Raw genomic sequence first — 17,678 nt, forward strand, 5'->3', positions numbered from 1 at the left:
GGGCCAGACGGCCGGGTGCGGTGTTTGGGGTGCGCCAGGCGGCCGGAGCCGGCCGTCTGCTGCAACTGAAAAGGCCTTCGTTAGCCTTGCTCGTATCAAGCAGATTTCATGCCCGATTCAGGGGCGTTTCAAGGGGTGCGGATGGCCCGCTGTGCACCAAGCTTGTGTCGCGAGGAGCCGGCGGCGCAAAGAAAAGGGGCATGCCACAAAGCATGCCCCTTTTTGGGTTGGGTGCGGCGCGGGCCGCGTGCCAGTTCAAGCCGCCTTTTCCACGTGCGCCTGACGCGTGTAGAGGAAGTCAATGACCGCTTTTCTGTGGTGCTGGTATCGCGGATCGTCGGCCAGGGCCACGCGGTGGCGCGGGCGCGGCAGGTCCACGTGCAGCACCTCGCCGATGGTGGCGGCGGGGCCGTTGGTCAACATCACGATCTTGTCGGACAGCAGCACGGCTTCGTCCACGTCGTGCGTGACCATCACCACCGTGCTGTGCGTGCGGGCCACGATGTCGAGCAGTTCGTCCTGCAGCTTGGCGCGGGTCAGTGCATCCAGCGCGCCGAAGGGTTCGTCCATCAGCAGCACCTTGGGTTCCATCGACAGCGCCCGGGCAATGCCCACGCGTTGTTTCATGCCGCCGGAGATTTCACCGGGGCGTTTCTGCGCAGCGGCGGTCAGGCCCACCAGGGCCAGCGCGGCGTCGGTGCGCACCTTCAACTGGATGCGGGTTTCGGTGCGGCTGAACACACGCTCGACCGCCAGGAAGACGTTCTCGTAACAGGTGAGCCAGGGCAGCAGCGAGTGGTTCTGGAACACCACCGCGCGCTCGGGGCCGGGGCCGGCGATCTCGCGGTCCGCGCAGAGCAGCACACCGCTGGTGGGCGTGGTCAGGCCGGCGATCAGGTTGAGCAGGGTGGACTTGCCGCAACCCGAGTGGCCAATCAGCGCCACGAACTCGCCCTTGGCGACCGTGAGGTTGATGTCCTTGAGCGCGGGGAAGAGACCCTTCTTGGTCTTGAAGGTCTGCTCGACGCCCTGGATGTCGATGTACTTGGCTTCGTTGCTGTTGCTCATGACTTCACCTCTTCGAACGTGAACAGGGTGGCGAGTTTGATCAGGGCGAATTCGAGCAGCAGGCCGACGATGCCGATGACGAAGATCGCGATGATGATGCTGGAGACGTTGAGGTTGTTCCACTCGTCCCAGACCCAGAAGCCGATGCCCACGCCGCCGGTCAGCATCTCGGCCGCGACGATCACCAGCCAGGCCGTGCCCACCGCCAGGCGCACGCCGGTCAGCAGGTAGGGCAGCACGGCGGGGAACAGGATCTTGGTGAAGATCTTCCACTCGCTGAGGTTGAGCACGCGCGCGACGTTCATGTAGTCCTGCGGCACGCGCTGCACGCCCACCGCGGTGTTGATGATCATGGGCCAGATGGAGCAGATGAAGATGGTCCAGATGGCGGCCGGGTCGGCGCCCTTGAAGACCAGCAGGCCGATCGGCAGCCAGGCCAGCGGCGAGACCGGGCGCAGCAGGCTGATGAGCGGGTTGAACATGCGGCTCAGAAACTCGAAACGCCCGATGGCGAAGCCGGCGGGAATGCCGACCGCTGCGGCCAGACCGAAGCCGATGGCCACGCGCTGCAGCGAAGCCAGCACGTTCCAGCCCACGCCCTGGTCGTTGGGGCCGTTGCTGTAGAACGGGTCAGAAAACACCGTGACGGCCTGCGCCCACGTTTCCAGGGGTTTGGGGATGCCGGTGTTGCCGGTGCTGGCGATCAGTTGCCAGACCAGCACCAGGCAGGCCAGACCCAGCACGGGCGGCAACACCGCCATCCAGAAACCGCGGAAATCGCGGCTCGCGGCCGATGGCCGGGCGCTGACCGCGGCGGGTGCAGCGGGGGCTTCGGTCTTGGGTGGGCTCATGGCTTTTCCAATGGGGCTGGCATGGGACGTGGCGGGCGGCGCGATGGCCTCCAGCGGTGAATGAAAAACGGCGGAAACCATGGTCATGGGTCCTTTCAGTGCAATGCAACGAGCGAGATGATTTCAATCCAAGAACGCCGCGGAACCGGCTTTGCCGGGCCGCCAGCGTTGCCCCCCTTGGGGGGTGACGGCCGAAGGCCGGCGCGGGGGGTTACGCCTTGATACTGAAGCCATCGGCGTACTTCGCGGGGTCCTTGCCGTCCCACACGATGCCGTCCATCAGCTTGCTGCTGCGCATCGGGTCCTTGGGCACGCTGATGCCCATGGCGCTGGCGACCGACTTGTACAGATCGATCTGGTTGATCTGCTTGGCGATGCCGAGGTAGTCGGGGTGGCTCTTGATCAGACCCCAGCGCTTGTGCTGCGTGAGGAACCACATGCCGTCGGACAGGTAGGGGAAGTTGACCTTGCCGTCGTTGAAAAACTTCATGTGGTTGGGGTCGTCCCAGGTCTTGCCCATGCCGTTCTGGTAGCGGCCCAGGATGCGCTGGTTGATCGCGTCCACACCGGTGTTGATGTAGGACTTCTGCGCCACGGTCTCGGCCATCTTCATCTTGTTCTGCAGGCCGGCGTCGATCCAGCGGCTGGCTTCGAGCACGGCCATCATCACGGCGCGCGTGGTGTTGGGGTACTTTTGGGTGAACTCGGCCGTGGTGCCCAGCACCTTCTCGGGGTGGTCGCGCCAGATGTCCTGCGTGGTGTTGGCGGTCACGCCCACGCCGTCCATGATGGCGCGGTGGTTCCAGGGCTCGCCGACGCAGAAGCCGTCCATGTTGCCGATGCGCATGTTGGCCACCATCTGCGGCGGAGGCACGGTGATCAGGCGGGCGCCCGAGATCGGGTTGATGCCCGCGGCGGCCAGCCAGTAGTGCATCCACATGGCGTGCGTGCCGGTGGGGAAGGTGCCGGCAAAGGTGTAGTCGCGCTTGTTGGCGGCCATGAACTTGGCCAGCGACGGGCCGTCCACGGCGCCCTTGTCGGCCAGTGCTTTGCTCAGCGTGATGGCCTGGCCGTTGTTGTTCAGGCTCATCAGCACGGCCATGTCTTTCTTGGGGCCGGCGGTGCCCATGTGCACGCCGTAGACCAGGCCGTAGAGCACGTGGGCGAAGTCGAGCTCGCCGTTGACCAGCTTGTCGCGCACGCCGGCCCAGCTGGCTTCCTTGCTGGGGATGATCTTCACGCCGTACTTCTTGTCGAAGCCCAGCACCGAAGCCATCACCACGCTGGCGCAGTCGGTCAGGGGAATGAAACCGATCTTGACCTCGGTCTTCTCCGGGGCGTCGGAGCCGGCGGCCCAGACGCCGCTGTGGCCCAGGGTGGAGAAGAAGGTGGCGGTGGCCGCACCCTTCTTGATGAAGTCGCGGCGCGAGGCCTGTGCCGGTGTCCCGGGCACGGTCGCCACGGTGGGGGTGGTGCTGCTGGCGGTCATGTCCAACTCCTTGCTGATGAAAAAAGCGGTGGCCAAAAACAAAACGGCGCCCATTTCCAGCCCAGCTTGGTGCGGGCTTGAAATGGACGCCGTTGTCCTGTGTGTCTCGGGAGACTTCGGGATCGCGCCGCCATTGGCGCTCACCCTTTGCGTTTTATCAAGCAGGGACCGTGCCAGATGAAAGGCATCTACCGTGTCGGAACCCGAAGAAGCTTGTTATTCAAGGACAAAATGGCTTTTCAGGGCACGTGGCTGGTGTCGGATCGGCCGCCAGCGCGGTGAAATTCCGGTGCGTTGGGGGCCTCAGCTTGGTGCACCGGCGGGGTGCGGCACGGGTTTTGTGCGCTGCAGCACGGCGTGTGGCTCAGCGCCGCCGATCGGGCAGCACCTCGGCCATGGACAGCACCGCTTCGGCCACGTCGATGAGGCGGCGGTTCTGGTTCATGGCCATCTGGCGCAGGGTCTTGTGGGCCTCGGCCTCGCTCAGGTTGCGGTGTGCCATCAGCAGGCCCTTGGCGCGTTCGACCAGCTTGCGTTCGTTGAGGCTGGCGCGCACGGTGTCGAGCTCGTCGCTGACGGCCTGCAGGCGGCGCGACTGGTCCTGCACCAGATCGAGGATCGAGCGGTCGAGCTGCACGCCATAGCCCTGCGCCGGGCCGGGGCCGCTCACGTGGTCGGGCACCGGGTCGTGGAAGAACGAGAGCGCGTCTTCGGGTTGCACGGCGGCCGGGTGGATGCCCTCGAAGGCCTTCAGCTCGGCCAGGGCGGCCTGGGTCTTGTGCTCGCACAGGCGCTGCAGGCTGTCGGCGAGCCGGTCCTCGACCGTCTTCATGCGGTCCATGCGCAGGCTGCAGCAGTTGAACCAGGGCTGGCTCTGGTTGGCGTCGAGCGGGCTGCCGTCGGCGGCGGTGCAGAGCACGCGGCGCATGCGCTCGAGTTCGGCCCGGGCGGCCACGGTGTCCTGGTCGGCGGTGGCCCAGAGCGTGGCGAGTTCGTCGCTGGCGAATTCCTTGAACACCTGCAGGCAACGCTCCTGCGAGTCGATCAGGTGCAGCAGGCGCTGCTGCCCGGCGCTGTCGGCACGGCCGCTGGCATACAAGGCCGAGCCGGCAGCGCGCTCCTGGCCGGCGAACTCCTTGCCCTGCATGAAGTTGAACAGCGCCACCAGATGGCGCGAGATGGCGGGGTCGCTGGCGCTGTCGGCTGCCTCGAACACCACCGCGATCAGGCCGGCGATCAGGCGCACGTAGGCTTCGGTGGTTTCGCGCGCCGTCCAGGCCTGGGTGTCGATGCGCTCGCGCAGGGCGGGCAGGGCGTCGAGCCCGTGCAGCACGTAGGCGATGCGGCTGAACAGGCGCGCGCCGTGGCCGAGGTGGGCGGCCTGGGTGTCGAGGCTGTCAAAGCAGCAGCGCAGCTCGGCTTCGGTGGCCCGGCATTCGGCGATCTGCTGCTGGCGTGGTTCGGCAAAGCGGGTGCCCTGTGAGCCGAGGAACAGGTTGGACAGGCCGCGCTCGCGCTGCAGGCCATGCACCAGCCGGCCGGTCACGTTCACCAGCGCGCTGGTGAGGGCGAGCTGACGCAGCGCGTCGATCTCGCAGCGCTTGGCGGCGATGAGGAAGTTCAGGCCCGATTTGAGGGGCAGGGCGGAGGGGGTCATGCTGGAATCGGATCAGCAATAACTGTGCCGTTCGCCGCAGAGGCGCGGCTTTCAGCGCGAGCCGGGCTGCCAGGCCCGGACAGTATCCGATGGTCCCGCAGGCCGGGGTGCCTGCGGTGTCAGGCCTGGGCGGCTTCGCTTTCGCGTGGGATCCGGGCCAGCGCGGCATCCGGCATCAGCTGCGCGCGCAGGCCCACCACGCCGCCCACCATGATCAGGGCCGGGGGCTTCACGCCGTGGCTCAGCGCCAGCTGGGGCAGATCGGCCAGGGTGCCGGTGATGCAGCGCTCGTCGGGCAGGGTGGCCTTTTCCACCAGCGCCGCCGGTGTGTCGCCCGGCAGGCCGTGGGCGATCAGCTGGCGGCAGATCTCGGGCAGGTTGTTCACGCCCATGTAGAGCACCACGGTCTGGCGCGGGCGCGCGAGCATGGGCCAGTCCATGTCGAGGCCGCGCTCGTCGCGCGTGTGGCCGGTGGCCAGCACCAGCGCACAGGCGTGGTCGCGGTGGGTCAGCGGTATGCCCACCGACGCGGCCGCGCCCTGCGCGGCGGTGAGCCCGGGCACGACGGTGAAGGGGATGCCGGCCGCTGCCAGCGCCTGGGCTTCTTCGCCGCCGCGGCCAAAGATGTAGCCGTCGCCGCCCTTGAGGCGCAGCACCGCGCGCCCGCTGCGCGCGAGCCGCAGCATGAGTTCGATGATCGAGGCCTGGGGCAGGGTGTGGCGCGACGATTCCTTGCCCACATACACGCGGTCGGCACCGGGCGGCAGGAAGTCGAGCACGGCCGGGCTCACCAGGTGGTCGTAAAGCACCAGTTTCGCAGCCTGCAGGGCCTTCACCGCTTTCAGGGTGAGCAGTTCGGGGTCGCCTGGGCCGGCGCCCACCAGGGTCACCAGGCCGGGTGGGCGGTCGTCCGTTGCCGTGCCGTCCCCGGGCCAGCCGGGCGCCAGCCAGTGGCTGTGTTCCATCACGCTCATGGGGCTCTCTCCTGGGTGTTGTCTGGCGTTCATTGTTGTCAGGCAGAAAGCCAACGTCCTTGAACTGGTTCAAGGACAGGGCCCACGCGCCGCCCGACGATGGGCGCAGCTCGTTGACCGGCGATGGACAGCAGCCAGGCGAGCGGGTCTGACACCCCGGGAGGGCAGAGGGCCACATCCACAGCTGATCCAAGACGGAGAGAGAAAACCCATGAAACCCACCAAGATCATCCTGAGCTCGCTCGCGATGGCGGCCATGCTGGTTGCCGGCGGCCTGCACGCCCAGGACAAGAAGCACCTCAGTCAGCCGGAATCGAATTACCAGGCGGGCAGCTCGCCCATCGGCGACGAGCCCATGGTGCAGAGCGTGAACCCGAAGGCGCCGCCCATGACGCAGGCCGAGTTCGATGTGGCGCGCAAGGTGTATTTCGAGCGTTGCGCCGGCTGCCACGGCGTGCTGCGCAAGGGCGCCACCGGCAAGGCACTCACACCCGACATCACGGTCGGCAAGGGCACCGACTACCTGAAGGTCTTCATCGCCTACGGCTCGCCGGCCGGCATGCCGAACTGGCAGACCAGCGGCGAGATGACCGATAAGGAAGTGGACATGATGGCGCGCTACATCCAGCACGAGCCACCGACCCCACCCGAGTTCGGCATGGAGGAGATGAAGGCGACATGGAAGGTGATCGTGCCGCCCGAGAAGCGGCCCACCAGGAAGATGAACAACTACAACATCGCCAACATCTTCAGCACCACGCTGCGCGACACCGGTGAAGTGGCGCTGATCGACGGCGACACCAAGAAGATCATCAACATCGTCAAGACCGGCTACGCGGTGCACATCTCGCGCACCTCGGCGTCCGGGCGCTACCTGTTCGTGATCGGGCGCGACGCCAAGATCAACATGATCGACCTCTGGATGGCGACCCCCGACAACGTGGCCGAGATCCGCACCGGCCTCGAAGCGCGCTCGGTGGAAACCAGCAAGTACAAGGGCTTCGAAGACAAGTACGCCATTGCCGGTTCGTACTGGCCGCCGCAATTCGTGATCATGAACGGCGACACGCTGGAGCCGCTGAAGATCGTCTCGACCCGCGGCGTGACGGTGGACAAGCAGGAGTACCACCCCGAGCCGCGCGTGGCCTCCATCGTGGGCAGCCACTACAAGCCCGAGTTCGTGGTGAACGTGAAGGAAACCGGCCAGACCCTGCTGGTGGACTACTCCAACATCGACGCGCTGAAGGTCACCACCATCGGCACCGCGCGCTTCCTGCACGACGGCGGCCTCGATTCCTCCAAGCGCTACTTCATGGTGGCGGCCAACAACAGCAACAAGATCGCTGCGGTCGACCTCAAGGAGGGCAAGCTCACCAAGCTGATCGACGTGGGCAAGATTCCCCATCCGGGCCGCGGTGCGAACTTCATCCATCCGAAGTTCGGCCCCGTCTGGTCCACCGGCCACCTGGGCGATGAAACCATCGCCCTGATCGGCACCGATCCGGTGAAACACCCCAAGCAAGCCTGGACGGTGGTGCAGACCCTGACGGGTCAAGGCGGCGGTGCGCTGTTCATCAAGAGCCATCCGAAGAGCAAGCACCTGTATTCGGACACGCCGCTGAACCCCGATCCGAAGATCTCGCAATCGGTCGCGGTGTACGACATCAACAACCTGGAGAAGGGCTTTGTCGTGCTGCCGATCGCCGAGTGGGCGGGCATCAAGGACGACGGCGCCAAGCGCGTCGTGCAGCCCGAGTTCAACAAGGCGGGCGACGAGGTGTGGTTCGCGGTCTGGAGTGCCAAGAACAAGGAGAGCGCGCTGGTCATCGTCGACGACAAGACGCTCAAGCTCAAGGCCGTGATCAAGGACCCGCGCCTGATCACGCCGACGGGCCACTTCAACGTGCACAACACGCAGAACGACGTGTATTGAGCTCCCCCCTGCGCCGCTGACGCGGCTTCCCCCCTGAGGGGGGACGGCCCTGGTGGCCCGGCAAAGCCGGTTCCACGGGGCCCTGGGTGAAGTCACTTCGTTGCTGTGAGTCTTTTGATGGCCATGAACCTTCGTTTTCTGCTTTCGCTGCTGTTGGTGTCTCCGGCGTTTGCTGCGTCTGCGCAGCCCGCGGGTGAGCCGGACGCAGCGCGGGCGGTGGCGCTGGTGCGCATGGTCCGGCAGGACTGCGGGTCCTGCCACGGCATGCGCCTGACCGGTGGACTGGGCCCGGCCCTGACACCGGCGGCGCTGGCCGATTTCCCTATTGACAGCCTGTCCGCCGTGATCTTTCACGGGCGGCCCGGCACCCCCATGCCGCCCTGGCGGGCGATGCTCAGCGAGCCCGAGGCGCGCTGGATCGCACAACGCCTGCAACAGGGCTTTCCTGAAGAAATGGTGAAAGCACCATGAAACGCCGCACATGGCTGGCCACCGTGGCCACCCTGTCTTCCCTCGGCGCGCTGGGCCTGCTGCACGGTTGCGCTTCACCAGTCTTGCGCGGCACCGGCGACCTCGGCGTGGTCATTGGCCGCGCCAACGGCACGCTCTACCTCGTGGACACCACGGCCCAGGTGCTGATCGGCGAGGTGCCCGGCCTGGGCGACCTCTCGCACGCCTCGGTGGTGTTCTCGCGCGACGGCCTGTTCGCCTACGTGTTCGGGCGCGATGGTGGCCTCACCCAGGTCAACCTGCTGGAGCGCCGCATCACCCGCCGCGTGATGCAGGCGGGCAATTCCATCGGCGGCGCGATCAGCGCCGACGGCACGCTGGTGGCGGCGCAGAACTACACGCCCGGCGGCGTGAAGGTGTTCGATGCGCGCACGCTGGAACTGCTGGCCGACATCCCCGCCGAGTACGGTCCCGGAAAGCTCTCTCGCGTGGTCGGCCTGGTCGATCTGCCCGGTCGTCGGTTCGCCTACAGCCTGTTCGACGCCAACGCGATCTGGGTCACCGACTGTTCGGACCCACGCCACCCCAAGACACAGAAGTTCGAGAACATCGGCCGCCAGCCCTACGACGCGTTGGTCACGCCCAACGGCCGCCACTACATCGCGGGCCTGTTCGGCGAAGACGGTCTGGCCATGATCGACCTCTGGGCAGAAGATTGCCCCCAGGTCAGGGCTGCGCCCAGCCCGCTCCCCGAGGGGGGCAAGGAAACTTGGGGCGGCCCGGCGTTTCCTTGTCAGCCCAAGGTCCAGCGCATCCTCGGCGGTTACGGCAAGGGCCAGGATCCGCTGCCGGTCTACAAGATGCCGCACCTGCGCGGCTGGGCCGTGGCCGGGCGCCGCGCCTACCTGCCCGCCATCGGCCGCCACGAGGTGCTGGTGGTCGACACCGAGACCTGGGCCGAAGTCGGCCGCATCCCCGTGGCCGGCCAGCCGGTGTTCGTGATGGCGCGGCCCGATGGCCGGCAGGTGTGGGTGAACTTCTCCGTGCCCGATTACCACCGCGTGCAGGTCATCGACACGCAGAGCCAGCAGATCGTGCAGACGCTGGAGCCCGGCAAGGCCGTGCTGCACATGGAGTTCACGCCGCGCGGTGAAGCGGTGTGGATCAGCAGCCGCGACGACAACCGCGTGAGCATCGTCGACACGCAGAGCTTTGCCACCCGTGCGCGGCTCGATGTGCCCGCGCCCAGTGGCATCTTCTTCACCGCGCGCGCCGCGCGGGTGGGGTTCTGAGCCATGAGCGCCGCCCGGCCGTCCCGAAGGCGCTCAGCCCCGCGGTGCGCTGTACGGAGGGTAGTCCAGTGAACGCGCGCGATGCCTCTTTCTCCCCGATGAGCGCAGCCGATATGGCCCTGCTCAACACCTGGCAACACGGCTTCCCGCTGGTGCGCGATCCGTTCGCCCACATCGCCCAGGCGCTGGACCTGCGCGAGGCGGACGTGCTCGCAGCCTGCGAGCGGCTGCAGCGCGAAGGTGCCATCAGCCGCATCGGCGGGGTCTTTGCCCCCGGGGCCGGTGGCGCGGCCTTGCTCGCCGCCATGGCGGTGCCTGCCGAGCGCATGGCCGCGGTGTCGGCCACCGTGTCGGCCCACCCCGGCGTGAACCACAACTACGAACGCGAGCACGCCTTCAACCTCTGGTTCGTGATGACCGGGTGCGACGCGCCGGCCGTGGAAGCGGCCCTGTTGTCGCTGGAACAGGCCACGGGTCTGCCCGCGCTGCGCCTGCGCATGCAGCGCGCCTACCGCATCGACCTCGGTTTCGACCTGCGCCACAGCACCGCCGTGCGGCCCATGCGTGCGTCCAGCGGCGGCGCCGAGCCCATTGCACCGGCCGACCGGCCACTGGCCGAACAGGTTGAAGCGGGGCTGCCCATCACGGCGCACCCCTTCGACACCTGGGCCGAAAGAACCGGCCGGTCGGTGGTGGATGTGCTCTACACGCTGCAGCACTGGCTGGACGCCGGCACGCTCAAACGCTTCGGCGTCGTGGTGCGGCACCACGAGCTGGGCTTTGCCGCCAACGCCATGACCGTGTTCGACGTGCCCGATGAACAGGTGGATGCGTGTGGCGAGGCGCTGGCGCGCCAGCCCGGCGTGACCCTGGCCTACCGGCGCGAGCGCGCCGTGCCGTGGCCCTACAACCTGTATTGCATGGTGCACGGAACCGACCGCGCGGTGGTGCAGGGCGTGATCGACCGCGTGGTGGCCGCCGCGGGATTGGCTGGCCACCGGCGCACCGTGCTGTTTTCCACCCGCCGCTTCAAGCAGACCGGCGCACACCGGTTCCGTGCGCTGCCGCTGCCCACCCAGGAGGTGTCCCATGCTCTCGACGGATGACGCCCGCCTGGTCAGCTTCTTGCACGGCGGCTTTCCGCTGAGCGACCGGCCGTTTGCCGACGTGGCCGTGCAGCTCGGCTGCAGCGAAGACGCGGTGATCGAACGCCTGCAGCACCTGCTGTCGCACGGCGACCTGACCCGTTTCGGCCCGCTGTTCCAGATCGAACGCGCCGGTGGCCGTTTCGTCCTGGCCGCCCTGGCCGTGCCCGAAGAACGCTTCGACGCCGTGGTGCAACAGCTGGACGCGATGAACGAGGTGGCCCACAACTACCGCCGCGAATCGGCGCACCCGGACCAGCCCGGCGCGACGCCGCTCAATATGTGGTTCGTGCTGGCGGTCGAGTCGGCGGATGTCATTCAGCGGGTGATCGCACAGATCGAGATCGCGACCGGTTTGCCGGTGTATGCCTTCCCCAAAGAGCGCGAGTTCTTTGTGGAACTGAAACTGCCTCTGTTCGAAGGAGGCGCCCATGGCCCTCGATGAACTCGACCGCCGCCTGGTCCGCGCCACCCAGGCCGGTTTGCCCCTGGTGCCGCGGCCCTACGAGGCTGTGGGCGCCACGCTGGGCATCAGCGGTGAGCAGGTGCGCGAGCGCCTGCAGGCCATGCTGGATGCGGGCCTGATCCGCCGCATCGGCGCCGTGCCCAACCACTACCGCCTGGGCTTCACCGCCAACGGCATGAGCGTGTGGGACGTGGCCGACGAGGTGGTCGATCAACTCGGTGAACGCATCGGCCTGCTGCCCTTTGTCAGCCACTGCTACCGCCGACCGAGGCGCTTGCCGGTCTGGTCTTACAACCTCTTCGCCATGCTGCACGGCCGCTCGCGCGAAGAAGTCGAACAGCAGGCGCAAGAGATTGCCGTCTTGCTGGGCGGTGCCTGCCGCGCCCACGACATCCTGTATTCGACCGCGATCCTGAAAAAGACAGGCCTGCGGTTGACCGAATCCTGAAACGAAAGCCTCACCATGTTTCGCATCAGCCAGTACATGCGCGAGATCGCCGACGCCGAGCGCACCGGCCAGTATCCGACGCCCGCGCCCCGCGTGCGCCAGCAGCCCGGCAAGGACGCCCGCGTGGCGGCGGGTCAACGGCCCGGTCCGGTCGTGATCTGGAACCTGATCCGTCGCTGCAATCTGACCTGCAAGCATTGCTACGCACTGTCCGCCGATCACGAGTACGCGGGTGAGCTCTCGCGCGACGAGGTGTTCACCGTCATGGACGACCTCAAGACCTACCGCGTGCCGGTGCTCATCCTCTCCGGTGGCGAGCCGCTGATGCGGCCCGACATCTTCGACATCGCGGAACGCTCGCGCGCGACGGGCTTCTACACCGGCCTGTCCACCAACGGCACGCTGATCGACGCACCCATGGCCGACCGAATAGCCGCCACCGGCTTCGACTACGTCGGCATCAGCCTGGACGGCCTGCGCGAAATCCACGACAAGTTCCGCCGCCTCGACGGCGCATTTGACCGCAGCCTCGCGGCGGTGCGCCTGCTGCGCGCCCGTGGCGTCAAGGTGGGTCTGCGCTACACCATGACCGCGCTCAACGCGCACGACTTCGCGCCGCTGCTGGACCTGATGCGCACCGAGCGGGTGGACAAGTTCTATTTCTCGCACCTCAACTACGCCGGCCGCGGCAACATCCACCGTGGCCAGGACGCGCAGCACCTCGCCACGCGCGAGGCGCTCGACCTGCTGTACGAACGCGCCTGGGACGCCGCCCGCCGCGGGCTGGACGAGGAGTACGTGACCGGCAACAACGACGCCGACGGTCCCTACCTGCTGCAGTGGGTGCAGGCCCGCTTTCCGCGCTGGGCCGACGCGCTGCGTGAACGCCTGGTGGCCTGGGGCGGCAACAGCAGCGGTGTCAACGTGGCCAACATCGACAACCTCGGCCATGTGCACCCCGACACCATGTGGTGGCACCACACGATCGGCGATGTGCGCCAGCGCCCGTTCTCACAGATCTGGAGCGACACCAGCGAACCGCTGATGGCGGGCCTGAAAGCGTTTCCGCGGCCGGTCGAAGGCCGCTGCGCCAGTTGCCAGCATTTCGCCCTCTGCGGCGGCAACACCCGAACGCGCGCCCAGCAGCTCACCGGCAATCCCTGGGCCGAAGACCCGGGCTGTTACCTCACCGACGAAGAGATCGGCGCCGTGGCCGGGAGCGATGCCGACCGGCTGGCGCTCACACCGTTCCGCAAGGTCCACATCCTGCGTCAGGAGGCCAGCCATGTCTGATCCGATCAAGCAACGTGCCACCGCAGCGCTGGCCAATGTCGCCCGCGCCACGCTGGTGCTGGGCCTGTGCTGGATGGGGGTGGACATGGCCGGCGCACAGACCACCACGCCGAATGCCGCCGCGCTCTACACCCAGCACTGCGCCGCCTGCCACGGCGAGCAGCGCACCGGTGCCATGGGCCCGGCGCTGCTGCCGGAAAGCCTGGCGCGCCTGCGCCCGGCCGAGGCGCTGACGGTCATCACGCACGGTCGCACCGCCACGCAGATGCCGGGTTTTGCCGAGAAACTGAGCGCTGCCGACATCGCCGCGCTCGCCGCGCACATCCGCACACCGGTGTCACCCGCGCCCGTGTGGGCCGAGGCGGACATCCGCGCCTCGCGCAGCTTCAACCCTGCACCCGCGGGCGAAGCCGCCAAGCCGTTGTGGAGCGCCGACCCCATGAACCTGTTCGTGGTGGTGGAGGGCGGTGACCACCACATCAGCCTGCTGGATGGCGACAAATTCGAAGTCATCACCCGCTTCCCCAGCCGCTTCGCGCTGCACGGCGGCCCCAAGTTCACGCCCGATGGCCGCTACGTGTTCTTCGGCTCGCGCGACGGCTGGATCACCAAGTACGACCTCTGGCGCCTGCGCGTGGTGGCCGAGGTGCGCGCCGGACTCAACATGCGCAACGTGGCCGTGAGTGGTGATGGGAAGTGGGTCATGGCCGCGAACTACCTGCCGCACAGCGTGGTGCTGTTCGACGCCGACCTGAACCTGCAGAAGACCTACGCCGCCGCCACGCTGGACGGCAAGGCCACCTCGCGCGTCTCGGCCGTCTACGACGCCACGCCGCGCCAGAGCTTCGTGGTCGCGCTGAAGGACATTCCCGAACTCTGGGAGATTTCCTACAACCCCCAGGCCGAGCCGATCTACGACGGCCTGGTGCACGACTACCAGATGGGCGAGGCGATTGCCAAGCCGGGCTTCCACGGCGTGCGCCGAACGCCGCTGGACGAACCGCTGGACGATTTCTTCTTCGACCAGAGCTACCGCCATGTGCTCGGCGCCACCCGGCCCAAGTCGGCCGACGGCGCTGCCACCGCACAGGTCGTCAACCTCGACGCGCGCCGAAAGATCGCCGACCTGCCCATCGCCGGCATGCCGCACCTGGGCTCGGGCATCACCTTCGCCTGGAACGGCAGCACCGTGCTGGCGAGTCCGAACCTGAAAGGCGGGGCGATTGACGTGATCGACATGAAGACCTGGAAACCGGTCGCCACCATCCCCACCCCCGGGCCGGGCTTCTTCATGCGCAGCCATGAGAACAGCCGATTCGCCTGGACCGATTCGATGATGAGCCCGACGGCCAGGGACACCCTGACCATCATCGACAAGACCACGCTGAAGCCAGTCGCCAGCGTGCGCGAACCGGGCAAGACGCTCGCGCACATCGAGTTCACGAAAGACGGCAGGTACGCCCTGGCCAGCGTGTGGGAGATGGACGGCGCGCTCATCGTCTACGACGCGACCACCTTCAAGGAGGTCCAGCGCCTGCCCATGAGCAAGCCGGTCGGCAAGTACAACGTGTGGAACAAGATCAGCCGCAGTGAAGGTACCTCGCATTGAAGATGAAGAAGCACCCCCTGCGCCGCTTCGCGTCTTCCCCCTCTCCTGCGGGAGGGGGACGCAGCCAGTGGCCCGGCGGAGCCGGTTCCACGGCAGCCCTGGATGGGGCACGCGCTCCGGACGCGTTGTCGGTTGAACCCCGCCTGGCCGGCGACGGCGTGGTCTGGCTGCTGGTGCTGGCCGAGCTGCTGACTTTCGGCCTGCTGTTCGTGTCGTTCGCATTCGCGCGCTGGCGGCAGCCCGACGTGTTCGCCCAGGGACAGTCGGCGCTGGACCTGTCCACCGGCGCGATCAACACCCTGCTGCTGGTCCTGGCCAGCTGGGCGGCCGTGCGCGCGGTGCGGGCTTTTGCATCTGATCGGGGCCATGCGGGCGCGAACTGGCTGCTGGTCGCGCTCGCCGGCGCCATCGGCTTCCTGGTGGTCAAGTCGCACGAATTCGCGGACAAGGTGCGGTCCGGATTCGACTGGGCGACCGACGCCTTCACGCTGCTCTACACCTTGCTCACCGGTTTCCATTTCCTGCACGTGGTCGTGGGCGCCATCGTGTTCACGCTGCTCTGGCGCAAGGCGCGGGCCGGCGCCTACAGCCGGGTCAACCACATGGGGCCGGCTTCCGGCGCGGTGTTCTGGCACATGGTGGACCTGCTGTGGATGGTGCTGTTTCCGCTGGTCTACGTCATCCGTTGAAAGGGAAAGGCATGCGGTTCACCAAGGCAGACACCGTGTTCGCAGGGCTGGTGCTGGCCACAGCCGCGAGCTGGTGGCTGGGCGAGGGCGCGGTCGTCAGCGGCCAGTCGCTCGGCACCGCGGCCACGCTCGCGGTGCTGGCACTTTCCGTCTTCAAGGGTGCGCTGATCGCACTCGATTACATGGAACTGCGCACCGCCCCCGCGTTGTGGCGGCGCGTGGTGATGGGCTGGCTGGGGGTGGTGATCGGGCTGGTTCTGCTGGTTGGTCTGCTGCCACGGGCCTGACGCCGTTTTGAGCCCAGGCACCGCTGTTGCGGCCATTCCTTGAACCAGTTCAAGGACGATACCTGAGCAAAAAAGGAGGATACCGCCATCGCCAACCGATGGAGGGTTCCATGAGCCAGAGTCAAAGCGGGTTTACCAAACAGATGGCCCGCAACATGTTTTACGGAGGCAGCGTGTTTTTCGCGCTGCTGTTTGCGGTGATCGTGTTCGACACCGAACAACGCATTCCCGAGCGTTCCAACGCCAAAGCCATCACGCATGGTGTGGTCGCGGGCAAGAAGATCTGGGAGACGCGCAACTGCATCGGCTGCCACACGCTGCTGGGCGAGGGTGCTTACTTCGCGCCCGAGCTGGGCAACGTCTACCCGCGCCGCGGTGGTGACTTCATCAAGGCCTGGATGAAAGCCATGCCCACCGGCGCGCCGCACCGTCGACAGATGCCGCAGTTCAACCTGAGCGATCAGCAACTGGACGATCTGGTCGAGTTCCTCAAGTGGACCAGCGAGATCAACACCGAGAACTGGCCACCGAACATCGAAGGTTGAGAGGAGAAAACAACATGACCATCGCCACACTCAAATACCAGAGCCAGTCGGTCTCCAAGCCCTACTTCATCGCCGCCATGGCGCTGTTCGCGGGGCAGGTGATCTTCGGCATCACCCTGGGCCTGCAATACGTGATCGGGGACCTGTTTTTCCCCTACATCCCGTTCAACATCGCGCGGATGGTGCACACCAACCTGCTGATCGTCTGGCTGCTGTTCGGCTTCATGGGCGCCGCCTACTACATGGTGCCCGAGGAATCCGAAACCGAGCTCTACAGTCCCTTGCTCGCGAAGATCCTGTTCTGGGTCTTCCTGGCGGCCGGCTCGCTGACCATCGTGGGTTACCTCACGCTGCCCTACGCCAAGCTCGCCGAACTCACCGGCAACGACCTGCTGCAGACCATGGGGCGCGAGTTCCTGGAGCAGCCGCTGCCGACCAAGGTGGGCATCGTCATCGTGGCGCTGGCCTTCCTGTTCAACATCACCATGACCGTGCTCAAGGGCCGCAAGACCAGCATCTCGGTGGTGCTGCTCATGGGGCTGTGGGGCCTGGCGCTGTTTTTCCTGTTCAGCTTCGTCAACCCGGAAAACCTGGTGCGCGACAAGATGTACTGGTGGTTCGTGGTGCACCTCTGGGTGGAAGGCGTGTGGGAGCTGATCCTGGGGGCGTTGCTGGCCTATGTGCTGATCAAGGTCACCGGCGTGGACCGTGAAGTGATCGACAAGTGGCTGTACGTGATCATCGCCTTCGCGCTGATGACCGGCATCCTGGGCACGGGCCACCACTTCTTCTTCATCGGTCTGCCGGGTTACTGGCAGTGGATCGGTTCGATCTTCTCGGCGATGGAGCCCATTCCCTTCTTCATGATGACGGTGTTCGCCTTCAACATGGTGCAGCGCCGTCGCCGCGACCACCCCAACCAGGCCGCCGTGTTGTGGGCCCTGGGGACCGCCGTCATGGGTTTCCTGGGTGCGGGTCTGTGGGGCTTCGCCCACACCCTGAGCCCGGTCAACTACTACACCCACGGCTCGCAAGTCACCGCCGCCCACGGCCACCTGGCTTTCTACGGCGCCTATGTGCTGGTGGTGATCACGCTGATCAGCTACGCCATGCCCACGCTGCGCGGCCGCATTGCCAACAGCCAGAAGGCCCAGGCCTACGAGATGTGGAGCTTCTGGATCATGACCATCGGCATGAGCATCATGGTGCTGGCCCTCACCGGTGCCGGCATCCTGCAGGTGTGGCTGCAGCGCATGCCCACCGAAGGTGCCATGGGCTTCATGGCCACGCAGGACCAGCTGGCGCTCTTTTACTGGGTGCGCGTGGCCGGTGGCGTGATCTTCCTGCTCGGCCAGTTCACCTACTTCGCCAGCTTCTTCGTCGGCGGCAAACACGTGCTGACGGACAAGGCCGTGACCTCTTCCGGTGGCGGCATGCTCGGCGCCCGCCCGGCCCAGCGCGCCTGAAACCCAGCGGGTGAAC

General features: G+C 66.7%; 17 protein-coding genes. 12 read left to right on the top strand and 5 right to left on the bottom strand.

The features are described from left to right. Positions 1-255: 255 nt before the first annotated feature. The 5 genes from AC0GNO_RS05150 to cobA form a co-directional block, all read right to left on the bottom strand. Positions 256-1,068, bottom strand: coding sequence for an ABC transporter ATP-binding protein (locus AC0GNO_RS05150; RefSeq protein WP_472903194.1), 813 nt, complete (start codon positions 1,066-1,068; stop codon positions 256-258). Then, the gene (ntrB, locus tag AC0GNO_RS05155; RefSeq protein WP_472903195.1) at positions 1,065-2,000 is read right to left on the bottom strand and encodes a nitrate ABC transporter permease; all 936 of its coding nucleotides are present in this window, start codon (positions 1,998-2,000) and stop codon (positions 1,065-1,067) included. Before ntrB ends, AC0GNO_RS05150 begins: the two co-directional genes overlap by 4 nt. A gap of 130 nt (positions 2,001-2,130) precedes the next feature. After that, complete coding sequence (locus AC0GNO_RS05160; protein WP_472903196.1) at positions 2,131-3,408, bottom strand: CmpA/NrtA family ABC transporter substrate-binding protein; 1,278 nt, start codon at positions 3,406-3,408, stop codon at positions 2,131-2,133. A gap of 364 nt (positions 3,409-3,772) precedes the next feature. Then, entirely contained in the window at positions 3,773-5,065 is a 1,293-nt protein-coding gene (locus tag AC0GNO_RS05165; RefSeq protein WP_472903197.1) for a nitrate- and nitrite sensing domain-containing protein, read from the bottom strand. Between the two features lie 119 nt (positions 5,066-5,184). After that, a complete protein-coding gene (gene cobA / locus AC0GNO_RS05170) occupies positions 5,185-6,039 on the bottom strand; it encodes a uroporphyrinogen-III C-methyltransferase (RefSeq protein ID WP_472903198.1) in 855 nt (284 codons plus the stop codon). A gap of 211 nt (positions 6,040-6,250) precedes the next feature. On the opposite strand from cobA, the gene AC0GNO_RS05175 reads away from it, so the two are divergent. The 12 genes from AC0GNO_RS05175 (at position 6,251) to AC0GNO_RS05230 (ending at position 17,662) form a co-directional block, all read left to right on the top strand. Then, positions 6,251-7,972: a cytochrome D1 domain-containing protein gene (locus AC0GNO_RS05175; protein WP_472903199.1), complete on the top strand. Its 1,722-nt coding sequence runs from the start codon at positions 6,251-6,253 to the stop codon at positions 7,970-7,972. Between the two features lie 123 nt (positions 7,973-8,095). After that, complete coding sequence (locus AC0GNO_RS05180) at positions 8,096-8,443, top strand: c-type cytochrome (RefSeq protein WP_472903432.1); 348 nt, start codon at positions 8,096-8,098, stop codon at positions 8,441-8,443. Continuing rightward, a complete protein-coding gene (locus tag AC0GNO_RS05185; protein WP_472903200.1) occupies positions 8,440-9,714 on the top strand; it encodes a cytochrome D1 domain-containing protein in 1,275 nt (424 codons plus the stop codon). The genes AC0GNO_RS05180 and AC0GNO_RS05185 overlap by 4 nt, the downstream gene beginning before the upstream one ends. 98 nt (positions 9,715-9,812) lie before the next feature. Beyond that, positions 9,813-10,820 carry a siroheme decarboxylase subunit beta gene (gene ahbB / locus AC0GNO_RS05190; protein WP_472903201.1) on the top strand — a complete coding sequence of 336 codons (1,008 nt, stop codon included), beginning with the start codon at positions 9,813-9,815 and terminating at the stop codon, positions 10,818-10,820. Next, positions 10,804-11,304 carry an Lrp/AsnC family transcriptional regulator gene (locus AC0GNO_RS05195; RefSeq protein WP_472889572.1) on the top strand — a complete coding sequence of 167 codons (501 nt, stop codon included), beginning with the start codon at positions 10,804-10,806 and terminating at the stop codon, positions 11,302-11,304. Before ahbB (AC0GNO_RS05190) ends, AC0GNO_RS05195 begins: the two co-directional genes overlap by 17 nt. After that, the gene (ahbB, locus tag AC0GNO_RS05200; RefSeq protein WP_472903202.1) at positions 11,291-11,773 is read left to right on the top strand and encodes a siroheme decarboxylase subunit beta; all 483 of its coding nucleotides are present in this window, start codon (positions 11,291-11,293) and stop codon (positions 11,771-11,773) included. Before AC0GNO_RS05195 ends, ahbB (AC0GNO_RS05200) begins: the two co-directional genes overlap by 14 nt. Before the next feature lie 15 nt (positions 11,774-11,788). After that, positions 11,789-13,066, top strand: coding sequence for a heme d1 biosynthesis radical SAM protein NirJ (gene nirJ / locus AC0GNO_RS05205; RefSeq protein WP_472903203.1), 1,278 nt, complete (start codon positions 11,789-11,791; stop codon positions 13,064-13,066). 73 nt (positions 13,067-13,139) lie between these two features. Then, positions 13,140-14,675 (top strand): cytochrome D1 domain-containing protein, encoded by a 1,536-nt coding sequence (locus tag AC0GNO_RS05210; RefSeq protein WP_472903433.1) that lies wholly within the window; start codon positions 13,140-13,142, stop codon positions 14,673-14,675. Between the two features lie 2 nt (positions 14,676-14,677). After that, positions 14,678-15,364, top strand: a complete 687-nt coding sequence (locus tag AC0GNO_RS05215) for a cytochrome c oxidase subunit 3 (RefSeq protein ID WP_472903204.1) — start codon at positions 14,678-14,680, stop codon at positions 15,362-15,364. Between the two features lie 11 nt (positions 15,365-15,375). Beyond that, the gene (locus tag AC0GNO_RS05220; RefSeq protein WP_472903205.1) at positions 15,376-15,651 is read left to right on the top strand and encodes a cytochrome C oxidase subunit IV family protein; all 276 of its coding nucleotides are present in this window, start codon (positions 15,376-15,378) and stop codon (positions 15,649-15,651) included. 110 nt (positions 15,652-15,761) lie between these two features. Further along, positions 15,762-16,196, top strand: a complete 435-nt coding sequence (locus tag AC0GNO_RS05225; RefSeq protein WP_472903206.1) for a c-type cytochrome — start codon at positions 15,762-15,764, stop codon at positions 16,194-16,196. A gap of 14 nt (positions 16,197-16,210) precedes the next feature. Then, entirely contained in the window at positions 16,211-17,662 is a 1,452-nt protein-coding gene (locus tag AC0GNO_RS05230) for a cbb3-type cytochrome c oxidase subunit I (protein WP_472903207.1), read from the top strand. The last annotated feature ends 16 nt before the right edge of the window (positions 17,663-17,678 follow it).

The organism is Hydrogenophaga sp. L310 (genome assembly GCF_055703065.1).